Source organism: Fibrobacter sp. UBA4309 (genome assembly GCF_002395745.1).
Taxonomy (GTDB): Bacteria; Fibrobacterota; Fibrobacteria; order Fibrobacterales; family Fibrobacteraceae; genus Fibrobacter.
In genome coordinates, this window is sequence record NZ_DGUN01000025.1 from 60,091 (window position 1) to 77,774 (window position 17,684).

The 17,684-nt window shown below is 54.0% G+C and carries 11 protein-coding genes and 1 tRNA gene; 7 read left to right on the plus strand and 5 right to left on the minus strand.

Going from position 1 to position 17,684, the window contains the following annotated elements:
• Positions 1 to 107: 107 nt before the first annotated feature.
• The 3 genes from B3M32_RS02615 (at position 108) to nrdG (ending at position 3,277) form a co-directional block, all read left to right on the plus strand.
• On the plus strand, positions 108 to 2,438 hold the full coding sequence (locus B3M32_RS02615; protein ID WP_290743416.1) for an anaerobic ribonucleoside triphosphate reductase: 2,331 nt from the start codon (positions 108 to 110) through the stop codon (positions 2,436 to 2,438).
• 30 nt (positions 2,439 to 2,468) lie between these two features.
• A complete protein-coding gene (gene nrdD, locus B3M32_RS02620) occupies positions 2,469 to 2,615 on the plus strand; it encodes an anaerobic ribonucleoside-triphosphate reductase (RefSeq protein ID WP_073190763.1) in 147 nt (48 codons plus the stop codon).
• A 101-nt stretch (positions 2,616 to 2,716) separates the two neighbouring features.
• Positions 2,717 to 3,277 (plus strand): anaerobic ribonucleoside-triphosphate reductase activating protein, encoded by a 561-nt coding sequence (gene nrdG, locus B3M32_RS02625; RefSeq protein ID WP_290743418.1) that lies wholly within the window; start codon positions 2,717 to 2,719, stop codon positions 3,275 to 3,277.
• Between the two features lie 67 nt (positions 3,278 to 3,344).
• On the opposite strand, the gene B3M32_RS02630 is transcribed toward nrdG, so the two are convergent.
• Positions 3,345 to 3,668: a hypothetical protein gene (locus tag B3M32_RS02630; RefSeq protein ID WP_290743419.1), complete on the minus strand. Its 324-nt coding sequence runs from the start codon at positions 3,666 to 3,668 to the stop codon at positions 3,345 to 3,347.
• 122 nt (positions 3,669 to 3,790) lie between these two features.
• Positions 3,791 to 4,276 carry a PD-(D/E)XK nuclease family transposase gene (locus B3M32_RS02635; protein ID WP_290743420.1) on the minus strand — a complete coding sequence of 162 codons (486 nt, stop codon included), beginning with the start codon at positions 4,274 to 4,276 and terminating at the stop codon, positions 3,791 to 3,793.
• Between the two features lie 181 nt (positions 4,277 to 4,457).
• On the opposite strand from B3M32_RS02635, the gene B3M32_RS02640 reads away from it, so the two are divergent.
• Positions 4,458 to 6,437 carry an FISUMP domain-containing protein gene (locus tag B3M32_RS02640; RefSeq protein ID WP_290743422.1) on the plus strand — a complete coding sequence of 660 codons (1,980 nt, stop codon included), beginning with the start codon at positions 4,458 to 4,460 and terminating at the stop codon, positions 6,435 to 6,437.
• Between the two features lie 240 nt (positions 6,438 to 6,677).
• On the opposite strand, the gene B3M32_RS02645 is transcribed toward B3M32_RS02640, so the two are convergent.
• Positions 6,678 to 6,750: transfer RNA gene (locus tag B3M32_RS02645), tRNA-Gly, on the minus strand.
• 20 nt (positions 6,751 to 6,770) lie between these two features.
• On the minus strand, positions 6,771 to 7,853 hold the full coding sequence (locus B3M32_RS02650; RefSeq protein WP_290743423.1) for an adenylate/guanylate cyclase domain-containing protein: 1,083 nt from the start codon (positions 7,851 to 7,853) through the stop codon (positions 6,771 to 6,773).
• Positions 7,854 to 8,107: 254 nt separating this feature from the next.
• Between B3M32_RS02650 and hemW the strand changes: the two genes are divergently transcribed.
• The 3 genes from hemW to B3M32_RS02665 all read left to right on the plus strand — a co-directional run bounded on the left by hemW (position 8,108) and on the right by B3M32_RS02665 (position 16,387).
• Positions 8,108 to 9,262 (plus strand): radical SAM family heme chaperone HemW, encoded by a 1,155-nt coding sequence (gene hemW, locus B3M32_RS02655; protein ID WP_290743424.1) that lies wholly within the window; start codon positions 8,108 to 8,110, stop codon positions 9,260 to 9,262.
• Positions 9,263 to 9,373: 111 nt separating this feature from the next.
• The gene (locus tag B3M32_RS02660) at positions 9,374 to 12,175 is read left to right on the plus strand and encodes a hypothetical protein (RefSeq protein ID WP_290743425.1); all 2,802 of its coding nucleotides are present in this window, start codon (positions 9,374 to 9,376) and stop codon (positions 12,173 to 12,175) included.
• A gap of 18 nt (positions 12,176 to 12,193) precedes the next feature.
• The gene (locus B3M32_RS02665) at positions 12,194 to 16,387 is read left to right on the plus strand and encodes a hypothetical protein (protein WP_290743426.1); all 4,194 of its coding nucleotides are present in this window, start codon (positions 12,194 to 12,196) and stop codon (positions 16,385 to 16,387) included.
• Between the two features lie 234 nt (positions 16,388 to 16,621).
• Here the strand turns inward: B3M32_RS02665 and B3M32_RS02670 are convergent, their stop codons facing one another.
• Positions 16,622 to 17,434 carry a sigma-70 family RNA polymerase sigma factor gene (locus tag B3M32_RS02670; protein ID WP_173341294.1) on the minus strand — a complete coding sequence of 271 codons (813 nt, stop codon included), beginning with the start codon at positions 17,432 to 17,434 and terminating at the stop codon, positions 16,622 to 16,624.
• Positions 17,435 to 17,684 lie beyond the last annotated feature (250 nt).

A 17,684-nucleotide genomic window follows, 5' to 3' on the forward strand; every position in this document is an offset into this window, starting at 1 on the left:
TATGGACTACATCTTGTGTACGTGGTTCGTGCTGGAACACAAGATATAGTGGAAAGGATAAATTTTTATTTATACTTGTAAAGTTCTGGAAAATCTAAGGATAAGTGATGATTTTTACAGTGAAGAAGCGTGACGGCCGCGAAATGCCGTTCAACATTGAGAAGATCTCGGACGCCATTATCAAGGCTTTCCGCGCATCGGGCGAACTGAAGGAGCAGATCAAGGCCTCGCAGGATCAGATCGACCTTTTGGGACATGAGGACCTTTTGAGCAGTACCGCTCTCAAGGTGGCCGCCTATGCCGTGGGCCGCCTCGAAGCCGAAGGCAAGAACAAGCCGGACATCGAAGAAATCCAGGACGCTGTCGAAAAGGCCTTGACCGAATGCGGCTACGGCGATACCGCCAAGAGCTACATCCTTTACCGTGCCGAGCGTACCCGCATCCGCGAAGTCAATACGCGCCTCATGCACACGCTCCGCGACATTACGTTCAGCTCCGCGAAGGAATCCGACCTCAAGCGCGAAAATGCGAACATCGACGGCGACACCGCGATGGGCACCATGCTCAAGTACGGTTCTGAATCGGCCAAGCACTTCTACACGATGATGATGCTCAAGCCCGAGCACAGCCGCGCCCATTCCGAAGGCGACATCCATATCCACGACCTGGACTTCTACTCGCTCACCATGACGTGCTGCCAGATTGACCTGAAGAAGCTGTTCAAGAACGGCTTCAACACCGGTCACGGACACCTGCGCGAGCCCAAGGACATCCGCAGCTACGCGGCTTTGGCGGCGATTGCCATACAAAGTAACCAGAACGACCAGCACGGCGGCCAGTCCATCCCGAACTTCGACTACGCCATGGCCGACGGCGTGCGCATCACGTACCGCAAGTCCTACCTCTCGAACATGGTGAAGGCGCTCATCCTTCTGACGGGCAAGACCGAAGAAGAAATCCAGCCTGTCGTGAAGAAGCTCCATACGGAAATGGCCGAGATGGGCATGGTCGCGACCCTCGTGCCGAACGAGAAGTTTGTCGAGGCCGAAGCCCGCGAACTTTCCAAGACTTTCGATGCCGAGACGGTGATGAAGGCCCAGAAGTTCGCCGAAAAGATGGCCTACGAGGAAACGGACAAGGCCACGTTCCAGGCGATGGAAGCGTTCGTCCACAACCTGAACTCCATGCACAGCCGCGCCGGTGCGCAGACTCCGTTCAGTAGCATCAACTACGGCATGTGCACCGAACCCGAAGCCCGCATGGTGATGAAGAACCTGTTGCTCACCACCGAGGAGGGCCTGGGCGGTGGCGAAACGGCCATCTTCCCGATCCAGATTTTCCGCGTGAAGAAGGGCGTGAACTTGAACGAAGGCGACCCGAACTACGATTTGTTCAAGCTTGCCTGCCGCGTGAGCGCCAAGCGTCTGTTCCCGAATTTCAGTTTCCAGGATGCACCGTACAACCTGCAGTACTACAAGGAAGGCCATCCGGAAACAGAAATCTCTTACATGGGCTGTCGCACCCGCGTTATCGGCAACAACTACGACCCGACTCGCGAAATCTCGTACGGCCGCGGCAACCTGAGCTTCACCTCCATCAACTTGCCCCGTATCGCCATCAAGATGAAGTCCGTGGACCTGTTCTTCAAGGAACTCGACCGCATGCTGCAACTGGTGAGCGACCAGCTCATGGAACGCTTTGCCGTCCAGAGCAAGCGCAAGGTCAAGAACTTCCCGTTCCTCATGGGACAGGGCGTCTGGATCGATTCCGAAAAGCTCGGCTGGGAAGACACCGTGGGCGAAGTCATCAAGCACGGTACGCTCTCCATCGGCTTCATCGGCCTTGCCGAAACGCTCGTGGCCCTCACGGGTAAGCATCACGGCGAATCCGAAGCCTCGCAGGAACTCGGCCTCAAGATTATCGGCCACATGCGTGAATTCTGCGACAAGGAAAGTAAGCGCCTCGGCCTCAACTTCAGCTTGCTCGCCACGCCGGCGGAAGGCCTTTCGGGCCGTTTCGTGCGCATGGACAAGAAGAAGTTCGGTATCATCCCGGGCGTTACCGACCGCGACTACTACACCAACTCGTTCCACGTGCCGGTGTACTACAAGATTTCGGCCTTCAAGAAGCTCGCACTCGAAGCCCCGTACCATGCGCTCACCAACGCGGGCCACATCAGCTACATCGAGCTCGACGGCGACCCGACGCAGAACCTCGACGCGTTCGAGAAAATCGTGCGCTATATGGCCGAGGTGGGTATCGGTTACGGCAGCATCAACCATCCGGTCGACCGCGACCCGGTCTGCGGATTCGTCGGCGTCATCGGCGATGTGTGCCCGCGTTGCGGACGTAGCGAGGGACATGCGATTTCCGAGGCGAAGATCGAGGAACTGCGCAAGCTTTATCCCGGCATGCCCGTGTTCAGGGGTGTCCGGTAACCAGTTTTAACAAGCAAGGAGTAAACAACAATGTCAGAAAAAGAACTGAACAAGTTTGGCGAAGGCGTCGGATTCGAACGCATCCGCCGCATTACGGGCTACCTGGTCGGAACAGTCGACCGCTTCAACAACGCGAAGCGTGCCGAAGTGAACGACCGTGTCAAGCACGGCGTGTAATGCCTGGACATTTGTCCGGGTACGAAACACCTGCTAGGTAATCTTAGGCGGGCATGTCCCGCCGTTTTTTATTTTGTTGTAAATAGGGATTTTTTTTAGGAATGGAACAGGAAACTCCGAGACTTCGCATTGCGGGCATCGAGCCCGAATCTTTCGTGGACGGTCCGGGCATTCGCATGACGGTCTTTACGCAGGGATGCCACCACAACTGCCCCGGTTGCCAGAATCCGCAGACGCACGATTTCAACGGCGGGCATTTTATCGAAATCGACGAAATCCTTGCGATGATTGACGAGAACCCTCTGCTCGACGGTGTCACGTTTAGCGGTGGCGACCCGATGGATCAGGCGGCGGCGCTCGTTCCGCTAGCCCGCGAAATCAAGGATCGCGGCTTGAGTCTTGTAATCTTTACGGGGTACACGTTCGAATACCTGCAGCAGCACTGGGAAGAAACCCCGGCGTTCCTCGACCTGCTCGCCTATGCCGACATCCTCATCGACGGCCCGTTCGTCATGGCCAAGCGCTCGCTTGACATCAAGTTTCGCGGCTCCTCCAACCAGCGCATCATCGACGTGCAGCAAAGCCTGGTGGAAGGCCACGCGGTGCTGCACCAGATCCAGCTCGACGAAATGAAGGAACATCCGGAAAGGACTTGCGGATAGAGAGGGGAAGGCTGGGGGGGGGGACACCCCCTAAAACCCCTGGCTTGGTCGGTTTTTAAAAGAACGGCTACAACTTTCCGAGATCGCGAAGCATTTTCTCGTACTTGTCAGCGCGAGCTTTTTCTTCGTCAGCGCGAATTTTTTCTGCATCTGCGCGAACTTTTTCTTCGTCAATTTTTTTTCGGATTTCGTTCGTATGTTCAATCGCCTTGAAAAGACGATTTTCCGCATCGTCTGCACGCTGGCGTTCAAGGTCAACGGCGATGTCTATTTCCTCTTGCCATGTCATGTAGAGAATCCTCGTGTTGCTGTCTGTCTGGTACCACTTTACTAGCCTATCGATATTTTCGGTTGCAGGGGTGCTCGCCTTGTTGGTGGCGAAATACTCCATGTAATCCCGAACGGCCTTCTCGGCGACTTCGCGGTACTTATTGAATATAATAAATTCTGCAAGGCGAGAGAAAAGTCAAACTTGTTTGGCTCTTCCGAGCCGCAGCGAATTTGGAACGAAGTTCAAAAATTCTTGAAGGTGAGGTCGCCCATCTCGATTTTGGGATCGTCGCTTTCGAGATTCTTGAACCTGTAGACGGCGCGTCCCTTTGCGAAAATGTCGTCGGGGCAAAGGAAGATGATGTAGAGTTCCTTCAGGTTGTAATAGCTTTCGCCTCTGTTCAGGGCCTCGCAGTCACGCATGGCTTGGTAGAAGCGTGCCCGCTTGGGGATTTCGTGGGTGTCTTCCATCTGCATCTCGATATCGAAACTCCGGATGGTTTCGCCATCGGGTCCGACTTCTTTTGTGAAGACGTCGAAGCGGACGCCCTTGCTGACGGGGTTGACCTCGATAGTCTTTTCCGGTTCGGGATCGCGGAGCTCGTGAATCTTGATGCCGAGAACCGCTTCCAGGAAGGGCTTGGCGATTTCCTTGTGGCTGAAAACCATTGCGAACATGAACCTGTTGGTGATGGGGAGTTCCTCGAACGGAACACGTTTTCTTTCCATTTCGTTTCCTTTCCGCCTGCGAATGGCGGAAGTATGGACGTCCCGAAATTGGGGCTTCCATACCTTTTAAAACGGATTTTTGCCGAGAAACGTGCCGAAAATGTTTGTTTACAGGGGGACGGCAATGGTTCTGTATTGCGCACCAAGGCGAAATAATGTAGTTTTTGCTAGAGGTGCCTTTATGCGAAAACCCCAAGTTTATTCACTTGCACTCGTGGCCGCTGTGGCCGTTGGCCTGGCCGCCTGCGGTGACGATAGCAGCGATTTCAGTCCGCATCCTGACGCCGGTGATGCGGTCTTGTCTTTCGATGACTTGAGCAACTGCACGGCCAAGAAGGCGGGCGCTCTTGAGTTTGTCAAGGACACTCCCTATGTTTGCGTTGAATCTGACGGCAAGTTCAAGTGGGAGAAGGTTTCCCAGACAGAGGACGAACCGGAAGACTTCAAGGTCTGCAACCAGGGCAGGGAGGGGCAATACGCCCTTTCGTCCAGTGAGAATATCCTTTACGTCTGCTCCGATGAAGAGTGGACGCCGTTGATTCAAATCAATGACGACGCCAGTTCCAGCAGCGGCAAAGACGTGGAGAGCTCCAGCAGTGTATCTTCTAGCAGCGGCAAGTCCAGTTCTAGTGGCAAAAGTTCAAGCAGCGTAACCTCCAGCAGCTCCGAGTCAAAGTCATCGGATAGCGGCAAAGATGCGGAAAGCTCCAGCAGTGTATCGTCCAGCAGCGCGGCTTCTAGCAGCGGAACTTCCAGTAGCGAAGTACGCAGTTCTTCGAGCATTCCGTCGTCGTTCAGCGTGGGCGATGACAGAAGCGTTTACGATGCCAAAAACAACACCCTGACGGACTACCGCGACGGCCAGGTTTATAGAACTGTAACGATTGGCGAACAGACCTGGATGGCAGAAAACCTGAACTTTGCTTACTTGGTGGCCTCAGATTCCCTTGACTCCACCAGTTTCTGTTATAATAATGATCCTTCCCGATGCTCCAAGTACGGCCGCCTTTACACCTGGGCTGCCGCGATGGACAGTGCTGCCATATTTTCTAATAATAGCAAGGGCTGTGGCTATGGTACGAGGTGTTTCCTGACATCTACTGTGCGGGGGGCTTGCCCTAAGGATTGGCACCTGTCGACGCAAAGCGAATGGTTCAAGTTGATTGCCCTGGTCGGAGATGAATCTGAAGCGGGTAGATTGCTCAAGTCCACCGAAGGTTGGTTTATTGATAAAGAAGGGACGGATGCCTATGAGTTTTCTGTGCTCCCTGCGGGCAGAAGCTCCATGGGTGTGGCCTCCCGTGTGGCGTATACGGAAAGGTCTAGCCAAGCGTACTTCTGGACTGCTACAGAGTGCGGTTCCGGTAATGATGCGTACGGCATATCTTTTTATTCCGCCGACATAGTCATGAAAAATTACTCCTTCTTCAAATACGAAGGATATTCCGTCCGTTGTGTTAAGGATGTTGTTCCTTCATCTTCTAGCGCTACGCCGAAATCAAGCAGTCGCATGGTAATTGAGTCCAGCAGTAGCGTCAATCAGGCGGTTGTTGACCCTTCGACGGTGGTGACGGGAACCATGACTGACGAGCGTGATGGTCAGACCTACGGGACTGTGACGATTGGTGAACAGACCTGGATGGCGGAAAACTTGAAGTTCTCTTACAAGGCGGACCCGGATTCCCGTGATTCCAGCAATTTCTGTTTTAGTCATTCGGGTGATTGTATCAAGTATGGTCGCTATTACACCTGGGCTTCCGCGATGGACAGTGCGGGTGTATGGAGTTCGGATGGCAAGGGCTGCGGTATCAAAGAGTTATGTACGCCAACCTTGCCTGTCCAGGGTGTTTGTCCTAGCGGATGGCATTTACCTAGCAACTATGATTGGCAGGTCTTCTTAAGGGCGGTCGGCGGATCCCCAAGAAAAGTCAGTGTGTCACTTTACTGGAAAAGTGAGTTTGGAACGAATGAATATAGGTTCTATGCGCGTCCTGGAGGGCTCCTGTCTGGAGATCGAACTTATATGTTTGAAGGCTCGGGCGCTTATTTCTGGAGTTCTGCAGGGTTCTATTTGCACATTGACGTCGGCAACACCATGTTCTTGTATCAAAGTGATGGCAAGGAAAATGTAGCGTATAACGTCCGTTGCATAAAAGATTAAGAAGAGCGCGGACGCCGTAGGCGTCAAAAGGGATTACTCGGCTTCGGGCCCTCGCTACGCGAGCCGAAGCCTCGCCCTACGGGCTTGAGGCTTGCGCCTCAAGTGCTGAAATTTTTCAGTTATGCTCACGATGTTCGCATGTGAAAAATTTCAGTCGCACCCTCTTCTCGGCTCCGAGTTCCTTTTTATCCCGGCACATAAAAAAAGAAACCACCCAAAAGGGTGGTTTTCTTTTTTTAGAGCGGGAAAAGGGACTCGGACCCTCGACCCCGACCTTGGCAAGGTCGTGCTCTACCAACTGAGCTATTCCCGCGAGGTGAGCACAATTATAGCTTATGGATTTAAGTTTGTCAAGGGTCTTTGCAAAGAAAATATCAAAATTTCGTGTTTTTTCCCCCTTAACTCGAAAAAACCCTCCTTTTTCTCGATATAATTGTGGGGGAGCGGTTTGGGCAGGGTGGCGTAGAGTTCTTCGGAAATCAGGAATTCCTGCCCCAGCTTGGTGCACAGGTGCTGGATTCTGGAGGTCGTGTTCAGTACGTCCCCGTGGTAGGCCATTTCGCTGCCGAAATTCCCGACTTCGGTCGCGATGACCTTGCCGCAGTGCGCCCCCGCCTTGAATGCCGGTGTGACCCCGTAGCGCCGCAGGAACCGTTTTTTTGTCTTGTTCAGGCATTCGGTAAAGTCGTAGAAGAGGTTGATCGGGCGAGCCTTGTTCTTGCATTTCGAGGTTTTCCAGGTGATGAAAGCGCCATCGCCGGCAATCTGGTAGATTTCCCCGCGGTTTTCCTCGCAACAGTTGGATAGCAGCTTGTAGTAGTCTTTCAAGAAGTTGCTGTAGGCGACGTGTCCCAGTTCCTCGGCGATGGCGGTGGAACGGCGCATGTCGATGAACATGAATACCAGGTCTTCTTCCGTAGGGTCCTGGTACTTGCCGAGGAGCGTGTTCACGAACACGCGCGTCCCGAACTTCTTGTGTACGGAGCGGATGAAGGTGATCAGGTGGCTCAGCAGGAACAGCGCGATGATCATCGTGTGCGTGCGGGGGTCCTTGAACGCGGAGATGACATTCTGCAGGCTGTCTTCCGTAATGAGGCTCTCGGAACCGCGCCCGTTCCAGAGGAGGATGCAGAGCACTAGGCTCGTGCTGATACTGCACAGGTAGTACGAAGAACGGATGAGCATGGCGATCCATGCCGACCGGTGGTCCACCTCGTCTTGCAAGATGACGACGTCGTAAATCCCGTGGGAAAGTCCCATGAAGATGGATACCTGCAAGATGAACAGCACCGTACTCCAGTCAACGGAGACCCGTAAACCGTACTGAATGAGAAAAGTGAGTCCGAGGGTAGATGCAATCCAGCTGATGAGATAGTAGCAAATAGCCTTGAACTTGCGCTGTGTCAGACGAGTCATTGCCATAAGCTAGTGGATAAAAAGCGGGAGGGCCCATATCATGACGATTAAAAAGATGTCTTTGTAACAGTCTTGCAGGAGCAGGGTGGATGCGAGGATGAAGGCGATTGTGCAAATCGTCAAAAACAGGAACAGCGGCAGCCGTTTCTTCCAAAATTTCTTTATTCTTTGACGTTTTTCAAAATCCATAACATGGATATAAATTAAATTTCCCCTTGTTGAAAGGGTGTCTTTGCAAAAGTGGTCTTGAGAAAATGCTCGGTCTGTACGTTCACGTTCCGTTTTGTGGAAAAATTTGCGATTATTGCGATTTTTCGGCAATAAAGGTGCCGAATTATTTCCACTTGGAATATTTGGATTTGGTTAACTGTGAAATCGCTCACTTCACGGATACGCATCCGGGCGTATTGAATCGCGTCGACACGCTCTACGTGGGAGGGGGCACTCCCTCGCTGCTTTTGCCCGAAGAAATTTCTTGTTTGTACGAAATCCTCGGCTCTGCCGGAGTGCCGCTCAGGACTCTGCGCGAATCCACGATGGAATTCAATCCGGAATCCTGCGATGCCGAAAGGCTTGCCGTGGCACGCGAATGCGGCGTGGACCGCGTGAGCATTGGCATCCAGACGTTTGACGGCGCCTTGCTGAACCGCATCGGACGAAGCCATGACGCGGGTACGGGCGAGGCGGCTCTTGAACTTTTGACGGGCGTTTCGGGACTGCGAGTCAGTGCCGACCTCATGTTCAATCTGCCCGGACAGACCCTCGATAATTTTTTGGGTGACTTGCGGCACCTTTCGGATTATCCGCTCGGCCATATCAGCTTTTACGGGCTCAAGGTGGACCCGCATACCCGTCTCGGATACCGCATTGCGCAAGGCAAGGAGAGCGTAGACGAAGATCTGTATGCACCGATGTACCGGCAGGGGGTCGAACTCCTGGCTGGCCGCGGTTTCGACCGTTACGAAACTTCGAACTTCGCCAAGCGCGGGGACGAAAGCCTCCACAATCTCAACTACTGGCGCCGCGGGGAATACCTCGCCTTCGGCCCGGGGGCGCACGGCTTTTTCGGGGGCGTCCGCTACCATACGCCCGAAAAGTACGCCCCCTGGCGCAATTACGTGAAGTCGGGGTTCCCGCAAGATATGCTCATGCTCGACCCGATCGGGAAGGACGAGGCGCTGGCCGAACTGGTGCAGCTTTCGTTCCGGACCAGGGAGGGGCTGGACTTGGCCGAACTCCACGAGATGGGCCGGGAAATTCCCGAAAAAGTTGTCCTAAAATGGGTCGAAAAGGGGCTCCTGGAGCGTGCCGGGAACCGGCTTTCACTTGTCGGGGATGGCTGGCTTTTCATGGACCGGGTCGTCGAAGACGTTTTTTTGGCGCTAATTCCCTATTCCAACTTGGAATAACTCGCTTTGAAGGGGACATATATATGATTATAAGAGATGTCCCGCAAAAAAAAAGATACATTTAGCAGTGTAATTGCTCCCGGAGCAATGTTTTTTTGCGTTGAGGTCTGTATGTTCCAAATGAATTGCAAAAGATTCTTCACGATTTGCTCTTTACCCGTCCTTCTGGCGACGGGGGCTTTCGCCGATGGGGTCGATTGCAGGGACTATACTCCGGAAAAGGATCGTTGGTGTTCGTACGCGCTTGTGGAACAGGCCAAGGGTATCCAGCTATACGTTGTCCCGGCGGGCGAAGACCCGGACGACATTTCCAAGGCGCTCCCCAATGAGGACTTTTACGTCTATGCCCCGCAGGCGGGCAACGATTCCGTTTCGTACTTCCTTGTGGCCGACAATTCGGAAATCGTGAACAAGCAGAAGGTGACTTCCGGTCCGAAGGATGCGCCGTACGTGATTGTCGGGGTCAAGGGCCTCTATCCCATCTACAACGTTTCTATCGGTACGGCGACATTGGCCAACATGACCGACGTCGCTGTCAGCCGTATCTTCAATTTCTACGCCCCGGATATCGAGTACTGCCTTGACGAAGATTGCAAGAATGTCATCGATAACAAGAATATCCAGGAAACAAAGCTGGAAGTGGGCGATACGCTGACGATTTATTCCCGTACCGTTGTCCCTGTCGGCCCGCTGGCCGGCGAGACGGAAAAGCTGACGAAGACGTTCTTCATCAACAAGACCGGCGGCCAGAGCGATTCCCTGGTATTCCTGGACATGGCCAATGACCGCCTCCCGCTGACGCCCTTCGGCTACCAGCTGGACTACGTGGATGGCACCTCCAAGTTCAAGGTCACTACGAACTATGCCCTTACCGACGGTACGACGTTCACGGTGGACGGCTACCAGAACTTCCTGGTGGAAGGCGATACGAACTTCATTGTCTCTGACGAGTTCCCCGGCGGTCTCCGTTTTGACAACCATGATTTTCCCTCTATTGACAGCGCGTTCGTGTTCGACACCGACGGCGACGGCGTTGGCGACAGCGTTGCCGTCTATTTCGGCGGGAACATGCAGTTTATCGACGTGCAGTCGTTCGAGTACGACTGGCCGAAGAACGGCAAGTACACGGAGTTCGGTGGCGATGAAAACCACAAGGGCAATGTTTACGGCCTTAGCGGTGCGAAGATGAACGCTTCCGGCGATTCTACCGAGGGCCTGATCCGCGCACAGGTGACTGCGACGAATTCCGGCGAAAAGTCTACGGTGGGCCCGGCCGAACTCCAGGACCGCATCGGTCCCATCATCAAGAAGGCTTCCATTGTCTCGGGAAGCGGTTCGACCGATACGCTTATCGTGCAGTTCAGCAAGGATATCGATACGTCGTGGACCAAGGGCAGGGGGCTGGTCGTGAACGGCAAGTCCTTTGACGAAGAGGCTATCCAGAAAGACGGCAACGTATGGAAATTTGTCGTGGAGCATGGCGTGGTTGTCGCGGGCGATTCCCTGCAGATTGCGACTTCTTGTGCCAAGAACGCCTGTCCTGACGGACTCATCAAGGCGGCCGACGGCAACGAGACCGGCAAGAACAGGCCGGTGGAAGTCCAGAATGCCGGACAGCTCTACGTGGACGACGAGAACAACGGCTTCTACGACCGCGACGGTGACGGTCGCATGGACAGCGCCTCGGTGGCTTTCGACGTTCCTATCAAGAAGTCCGACCTGAAGAACCTGGATGTTATCCTCTACTGGCTGGATTCCAAGGGCGAAGTTGTCGAGATCCCGTTGCTGAACCTGGATTCCCTCGTGGAAAAGGGCGTTGTCACGCTTTCTTCTGACGGCAAGATTCTCGGCGTGGACATCGATCCTGAAAAGTACGATATCAAGAAGATGCTCACCTCTATCGACAAGAGCTACTCGAAGTCGGGCAAGGACTACGGTTACGCCGAAGTCGTGAACCAGGTGACCATTAATGGCGAAACCGACGAGAAGAGGACGCTTCTTGCCATGAACGACCGCATTCCGCCGCAGATCCTTTCGACATTCCTGCAGCCGGAGTCCTTCCAGAAAATGGAATCGGACAAGCTGGTCATCGAATTTTCCGAAGCGATCGATCCCAAGGATATCAAGGACCTTTCCGACGCGTTCCTGTTCAGCGGTAACGGCGCCAAGTGGGAAAAGATCGACATGAACAATGTCGAATGGAGCGATGACCACAAGTCCGTCGCTATCCGCATGGAAGTCGGTACGGAACTCGATGAACGCATGAATCCGGCCGACTACATCCGCTTCAACGAAGAGTTCGACGGTTTCAAGGATGCTTCCGGCAATACTGTGTTCCACGAGCCGATGACGGTGATGTTGCAGGGCGATCCGCGTGTTCTGGCCAAGACGACCTCGCTTGCCACGAAGGATTTCGCGGACCTGCTTTCGGACAAGAAGGACTTTACCGTAAGGTTCGTGCCTGCGGATTCCTCGCTGACGGACGAGATGAAGATGTCTCTCGGCGTGCTCATGAATATCGGTTTCTCCACGGTGATGACGAAGGATTCTACCGGCGGTGAAGTCCCTGACCTCGAAAACATCGGCCTTTCTTGGGAAATGTACGTGTATACCAACCTGGGCGGCTATGTCGCCAGCTCTTCCGGAAAGATCTACTGCAACGATTCGTTCTTCAATCCCGAAGGCAAGCAGGGTAGCGGGGAAGGCAACTGCCTCGAAAATCCCAAGAAGCTCTACTTCCGCTGGAACATGCGCAGCGCGAACGGCCGCAAGGTGGGAATAGGTGTTTATTTGGCCAAGTTCAAGATAAAGGTATTTGGCGCTAGAGATTCCTTTGAATATGAAAGATACTACAACTGGGGTGTCAAGGCGGGCAAGAACGGCCTCGACTTGAAATCCATGGAAAAGAAGTAACTTTCAGAGGGTGATGCTATGAAAAAGATGACAACGAAGGTTTTGGTTTTTGCACTGCTGGGATGCTTCGGCATCGCGGGTGCCGCCTCGAACATCGCTCCGCCGGATAACCCCGCGACGGGTATCTGGATACAGCAGATTGGCGATATCGTGCCGCATGCGGGTACGAAGGCAACGCTGTACTATACGAAGTACTCCAACTATACGAAGGATGCCGTGAAGAGCCTCCAGTACTACTACGACGGTGCGGGTTACCTGCAGCTGTTGCAGAAGGATACGCTTTGCGGTAAGGAAGATGGAATGGCCGGTGCAGACGGCATTGTCCACCATCCGGATGGCGACCTCATTGTTGCCGCGCAGGGCAATGGCGGCAACGCTGTCCACAAAATAGCCAAGAACAAGAAAAAGGCTGGGAAGGGAAAGTGCCTTATCAAGACCTCCAAGACCTCGGAAGGCGTATGGCACTTGATGAACGACCCTTCGGGCAAGTATGTGTGGGCTGCGGGTATTCCCGGCAAGCTGCATAGGATCCGGATTGACGATGCCGTTGAAGGGAAGTTTGATACGCTGGGCTACAACGTGACGCTCGTTCCCGATAAGGATGACCGTGAAAAGCACAATTCCATGTCTACGCTGATTTGGGACGAGGAAGGCCATGCTTTCTTTACGCGTTCGGACTATCGTGGTGGTGGTTGCGAAATTACCAGGAATGCCACGGGCGGAGTCGGTTACGATTTCGTTGTCTGCGATTCTACGCAGAAAAAAATTGAAGCCGCGAAGGCTTATTTCGGTTACATTACCGATACGACCAAGGTCGTTATCAGGACAGCGCAGGACAGGAACAAGTATCGCGGTGAAATTGGCGATACGGTCATTACCCATCTTGGAACAAAGATTTTGATTGACTCCCTGGAAGGGGCTCACGGCGGTACCTACGACCCCTACTCGAAGACGATATTCGTGTTTGGCGGCGCCCGCATTGTCCAGATTAAGCCCTATATCGAAGGTGGCAAGATGAAGGCTTCGAAGGTTGGCGTCATTGACTTGCGAGATTACTTCTTCGATGAAACCTATTCGAGTTTCCCGGAACCGAGAACGAACGACCATGTGGGTTGGCGCCTGGACCAGGGAACCGTTGACGGCATGGGGCATCTCTTTGTGGCCAGCAATACGGGTCACCTCGTGTTCGTGGACTATGCCGCGAACCCCCTCAAGCAGATTAACGATAACATCCTCGTGCACTTGCAGTGGATAGACAACTTCCTCGACGACCTGGCTCCGCTTTCCGGTGCGGGCATTGTCAAGACTGGTGCGCAATCCGGTGAGGACATCGAGATTTCGAGCGGTGCAAACTACAGTTCTTCCATGGTGCAGTTCCAATCGAGCAGCAGCGAAAATGGCAATTCTTCTGGCGGCACCAATAATTCTTCGGGCAATAACAACTCTTCTGGCAATACGAATTCCAGTGGCGGGAACAATTCTTCGAGTTCCGGAAAGTCCAGCAGCTCGGGCCCTGTCCTTTACTCGTCCGGCAACAACGGCTCCAGCGGTAGCAATGGCTCTAGCGGCAGTAACGGTTCTAGCGGCAGCAACAACGGTTCCAGTGGCAGCACGGGCAATTCCAGCGGTGGTAACAACAACGGCTCCAGTGGCAGCAATAACGGCTCCAGCGGCAGCACGGGCAATTCCAGCGGTGGCGGCAATAGCGGCTCCTCCAGCAGCGGCAACCAGGGCTCCGGCCAGGAAATCGTCTTGAACTCCAGTTCTTCTAACCGCTATGCGGGCTTTACCGATTACGACCTGAGCAGCAGCGGCGGCCTGGACTTCTATCCGTCGCAGGACAAGTTCGACGATGGCGACGAGGTCGTGTCCGAAACGGTGGTGCTGGTGCCTGTCGATACCGCCAAGGGCACGCCGGGTACGGTGACCGTGGGCGAGAATACCTACCTCGTGGTGGATAATCCGAAGGGTATCAGCCTCGACCTGCGTTACAATTCCAATATCGACTCCGCCCAGGTGGGCCAGCTTGTCGCCTTGACCCTGGATTCTGCCAAGGTGGCCGAAATCTTTGGCGAAGATGCCGATTCGCTCATATTTGCTACGGCCTCCAACCTGACGATTATCGATCCGGACAATCCGAATCCGGGCGACACTATCAAGGTGGCCAACGATGGTTCCGTGACAATTTGGGTTACTGCCACTACTCCGGTGGATGGCGGGACGATTATCATTGCCGGCCCGAACGGCAGGATTGTCATTATCGACAACATCAACTTCTATGACCCGATTCCTGATGCGGACAAGGGCTACATCAAGGATTCCGATGGCGATGAAAAACTCGACTTCCTGGAAATCGTGCTGAGGGATACCTTGGAAACTGGCCTTAGCGTGTACTCCGTGGCGCTGGTCGTCAATGGCGATACCCTGACGGCTTCCGATGTCCCCGAGCTCAATACGATTACGCAGAGCCTGAACGCCTACGAAACCAAGAAGGTGAATACGATCTCGCTCAACGTGTCCGACATGAAACTCCCGAGCGACTTCCCGAAAGACGCGTACGCGATCATTACTTATGCTAATGCCGAAAATACCCATTACCAGCGTATTGCGCCGGTTGTGGAAGTCGGCAGCCGCATTATCGAATCGGCACAGGCTATCCGCAACAAGAACGGCAAGGACTCGCTGTTCATCAAGTTCAACATCGACTTGATCCCGGCGGACCTCTCCGATCCGGAAATGCTGGTGATGCTCAAGCAGAAGGCCAAGAAGTTCGGCTTTGTCGGACAGGTTTCCAGTGTGTACATGCCGACAAAGAACATCGTGATTCTCGTGGGCGATTCCCTGGGACTCCTGGGCGACATGAAGGATAGCGTGTCCCTGCATCCGGCGGCATCGTTCAAGAACCTCCCATACGTCACTTCGGACGAATTCGACCGCGAGGTGCCGGTATCCGTTATGGACCGCGTGCCGGCTGTCAAGAACGTGGAATACTGGGATACCGATGGCGATGGCGTCCTGGACAAGATCGTGACCCGGTTTAGCGGGAAGCTGACTTCCGAAGAAGTGGGCATGCTCTACATGACATATCCGTGGTACAGCGATCGCGGCATGCTTATCCAGTTGCAGGCCCAGCCGGACGACTTCATGCTCTCTGACGATTCCATGAGCGTGAGCTGGAATGTGTTCTATCCGTCGAAGATCGCTTCGGGCGTGACGAACATCAGCGAAGACCTGCCCCCGGCAACCGTGTATACGTACTACAAGGTTCTCGGTGAGACCTTCGTGACCGAAGACCCGGCTCCGCTTGTCGACAAGATGTCCCCGGTGGTTGTGGGTGCTACGCTGAATTACGGCAAGAAGGCGGACACCTTGCTGGTGCGCTTCTCTGAACAGGTCCTGTACAAGGATCTGCAGGGCCGCGACTTCTTCGCCTACATCCACGGCAAGGACACTATCGACCTGTTGCCGACCAGTATCGAATGGCTGCAGGACGGCAAGACCGCAAAACTCATCCTGGACGGCAGCGTCGCCACGATCATGCCGGGCGATTCCCTCATGGTCGTGAGGGGCGCGAAGGATAACATCCGCGACAACTACGGCAACATTGCTGGCGAAAATCCGTCGGCGGTGATTATCGGCGGTCTGTTGAACCATCTCGTCGAGGCGACCAACATGGGCACGTTCGATATCAACGACAACCGTATAGTTGCCGAAGACGAATCCAAGAGCTATACGCTCCAGACGGTGAGCTCGGTGAACCTGCGCTACATGCCTGGTTCGACGACGAAGGAAGATTTGGAGAAAGAAGGCGCGCTAGGCCAGCTGGTACAGCTCGGCGAACGCTTTGTGCCGCAGCTCCTTGACAGGGCCCAGATTTCTGCCGACGGTACGGTGGACCCGTCCGTCCTCGATTCCCTGGATCCGGCCAAGGTCTACATCACCTTCGTGGTCAACTACTACGATCACCTGGGACAGTACGTGAACGACACGACCATCATGGTTCCCTGTAACAGCCCGAAGTTCGCGGGCAACTGCTTGAGTTCCGACAAGAAGGTGTTCGTGAACTGGAACTTCAAGGACCATACGGGCCGATTCGTGGGAAGCGGCATTTACATGGTGCAGTTCAAGATGGTGGTCCGCTACGAGAAGAAGGAAATCAAGGAAGAAATCAAGGACAAGTGGGGAGTCCGCCGCAAGAAACATAAAAAGTAGGCTATACGAAAACGCCCCGGCTTTGAACCGGGGCGTTTTTTCGAGGTGTAAGAAAAATTTTTTTCGGCTTGCTATTTGTTGATGCTTGTTGACGGTAGCCGGTGCTTGGAATAGGGATCCAGGGGGCGGAGCCCCATGCGTCTGAAACGGCTATTACTTATTGATGCTTCGCATCCATAAGTGCTTCGCCTCGGTCATGCGCAAGCCTTCGGTTTGCGCGCGTCGCTCGGCTTGCTACTTATTAATAGCCGCGAGGAACGCGTCTTTCTTTTCTTGGAGGAATTCCTTGCTGTTGTACTTGCGGATGCGGCGCAGGGCCTGGTCGCGCAGCTGGCGGACGCGTTCGTGCGAGATGTTCATGGATTCGCCCACTTCGCGCAACGTTTGCGGGGCTTCCTGGTTGATGCCGAAGATGCCAGTGATGACCTTCGCTTCGCGTTCGGGGAGCTGTTCCATCAAGTCGCGGGCCAGGGCCTCGACGCTCTGGATTTCGGAATCGGCTTCCGGGTTCGATGCGGCGGTATCGGGCAGGACTTCGGCGTAGGTCGCCTTGGAGTCGGCCTTGAGCGGGCTGTCGAAGGAAACGCCGCGCTGCCCGATCTGGATGAGCTCGCGGATTTCTTCGTTGATTTCCTTGCCGCGGGACTGTTCGTGCAAAGCCTTGCGCACGCGGAGGTGCTGGTTCGCCGGCAGGCGGATGAGGTTGCCCTGCTCGTTGATGGCACGGGTAATGTAGGCCTTGATCCACCACACGCCATAGCTGATGAACTTGAGACCGCGGTCATATTCGAACGATTCGATAGCACGGACAAGGCCCATGGCGCCTTCGCTCACGAGGTCCGGGAGCGGGATGGGGCAGCCGCGGTACTGGATGGCCACCTTGAGAACGAATCTCATGTTGGCAGAGATCAACTTCTTGCGGGCAATTCTATCGCCTTCCTTGGCTCTTTTGAAAAGAATCTGTTCTTCTTCACGGGAAAGCGGTGCGGTGCGTCTAATGTCTTCTAGGTAACGTTTGAGAGTAGTGTCTGTCGAATCGATATGCATTGTAAATCCTTGCCCTCTAAATATCGCTTTTTTTATTAGCAAGTTGTGTGCCAAAAGTGTAAAATTTTGCCTTTCATTTCTTGAAATGGCTATTTTTGAGCGCTTTAAGGGTTTGTCCAGTATAAGAATATAGAAAAATCCTACATATTGTCATTAAAAAATTACAAATGTCATCTTTTTGTAACAAGTGGTCGTGGGGAAATGCCCCGTTTTGAAAAAGCCTGGCCCTGGGGTACGCCCTTTGGACCAT

Bases quoted from the DNA above. Each gene is read 5' to 3' on its own strand.
- B3M32_RS02615 (WP_290743416.1), top strand. From the start codon at position 108: ATGATTTTTACAGTGAAGAAGCGTGACGGCCGCGAAATGCCGTTCAAC.
- nrdD (WP_073190763.1), top strand. From the start codon at position 2,469: ATGTCAGAAAAAGAACTGAACAAGTTTGGCGAAGGCGTCGGATTCGAA.
- nrdG (WP_290743418.1), top strand. From the start codon at position 2,717: ATGGAACAGGAAACTCCGAGACTTCGCATTGCGGGCATCGAGCCCGAA.
- B3M32_RS02630 (WP_290743419.1), bottom strand. From the start codon at position 3,668: ATGGAGTATTTCGCCACCAACAAGGCGAGCACCCCTGCAACCGAAAAT.
- B3M32_RS02635 (WP_290743420.1), bottom strand. From the start codon at position 4,276: ATGGAAAGAAAACGTGTTCCGTTCGAGGAACTCCCCATCACCAACAGG.
- B3M32_RS02640 (WP_290743422.1), top strand. From the start codon at position 4,458: ATGCGAAAACCCCAAGTTTATTCACTTGCACTCGTGGCCGCTGTGGCC.
- B3M32_RS02650 (WP_290743423.1), bottom strand. From the start codon at position 7,853: ATGACTCGTCTGACACAGCGCAAGTTCAAGGCTATTTGCTACTATCTC.
- hemW (WP_290743424.1), top strand. From the start codon at position 8,108: ATGCTCGGTCTGTACGTTCACGTTCCGTTTTGTGGAAAAATTTGCGAT.
- B3M32_RS02660 (WP_290743425.1), top strand. From the start codon at position 9,374: ATGTTCCAAATGAATTGCAAAAGATTCTTCACGATTTGCTCTTTACCC.
- B3M32_RS02665 (WP_290743426.1), top strand. From the start codon at position 12,194: ATGAAAAAGATGACAACGAAGGTTTTGGTTTTTGCACTGCTGGGATGC.
- B3M32_RS02670 (WP_173341294.1), bottom strand. From the start codon at position 17,434: ATGCATATCGATTCGACAGACACTACTCTCAAACGTTACCTAGAAGAC.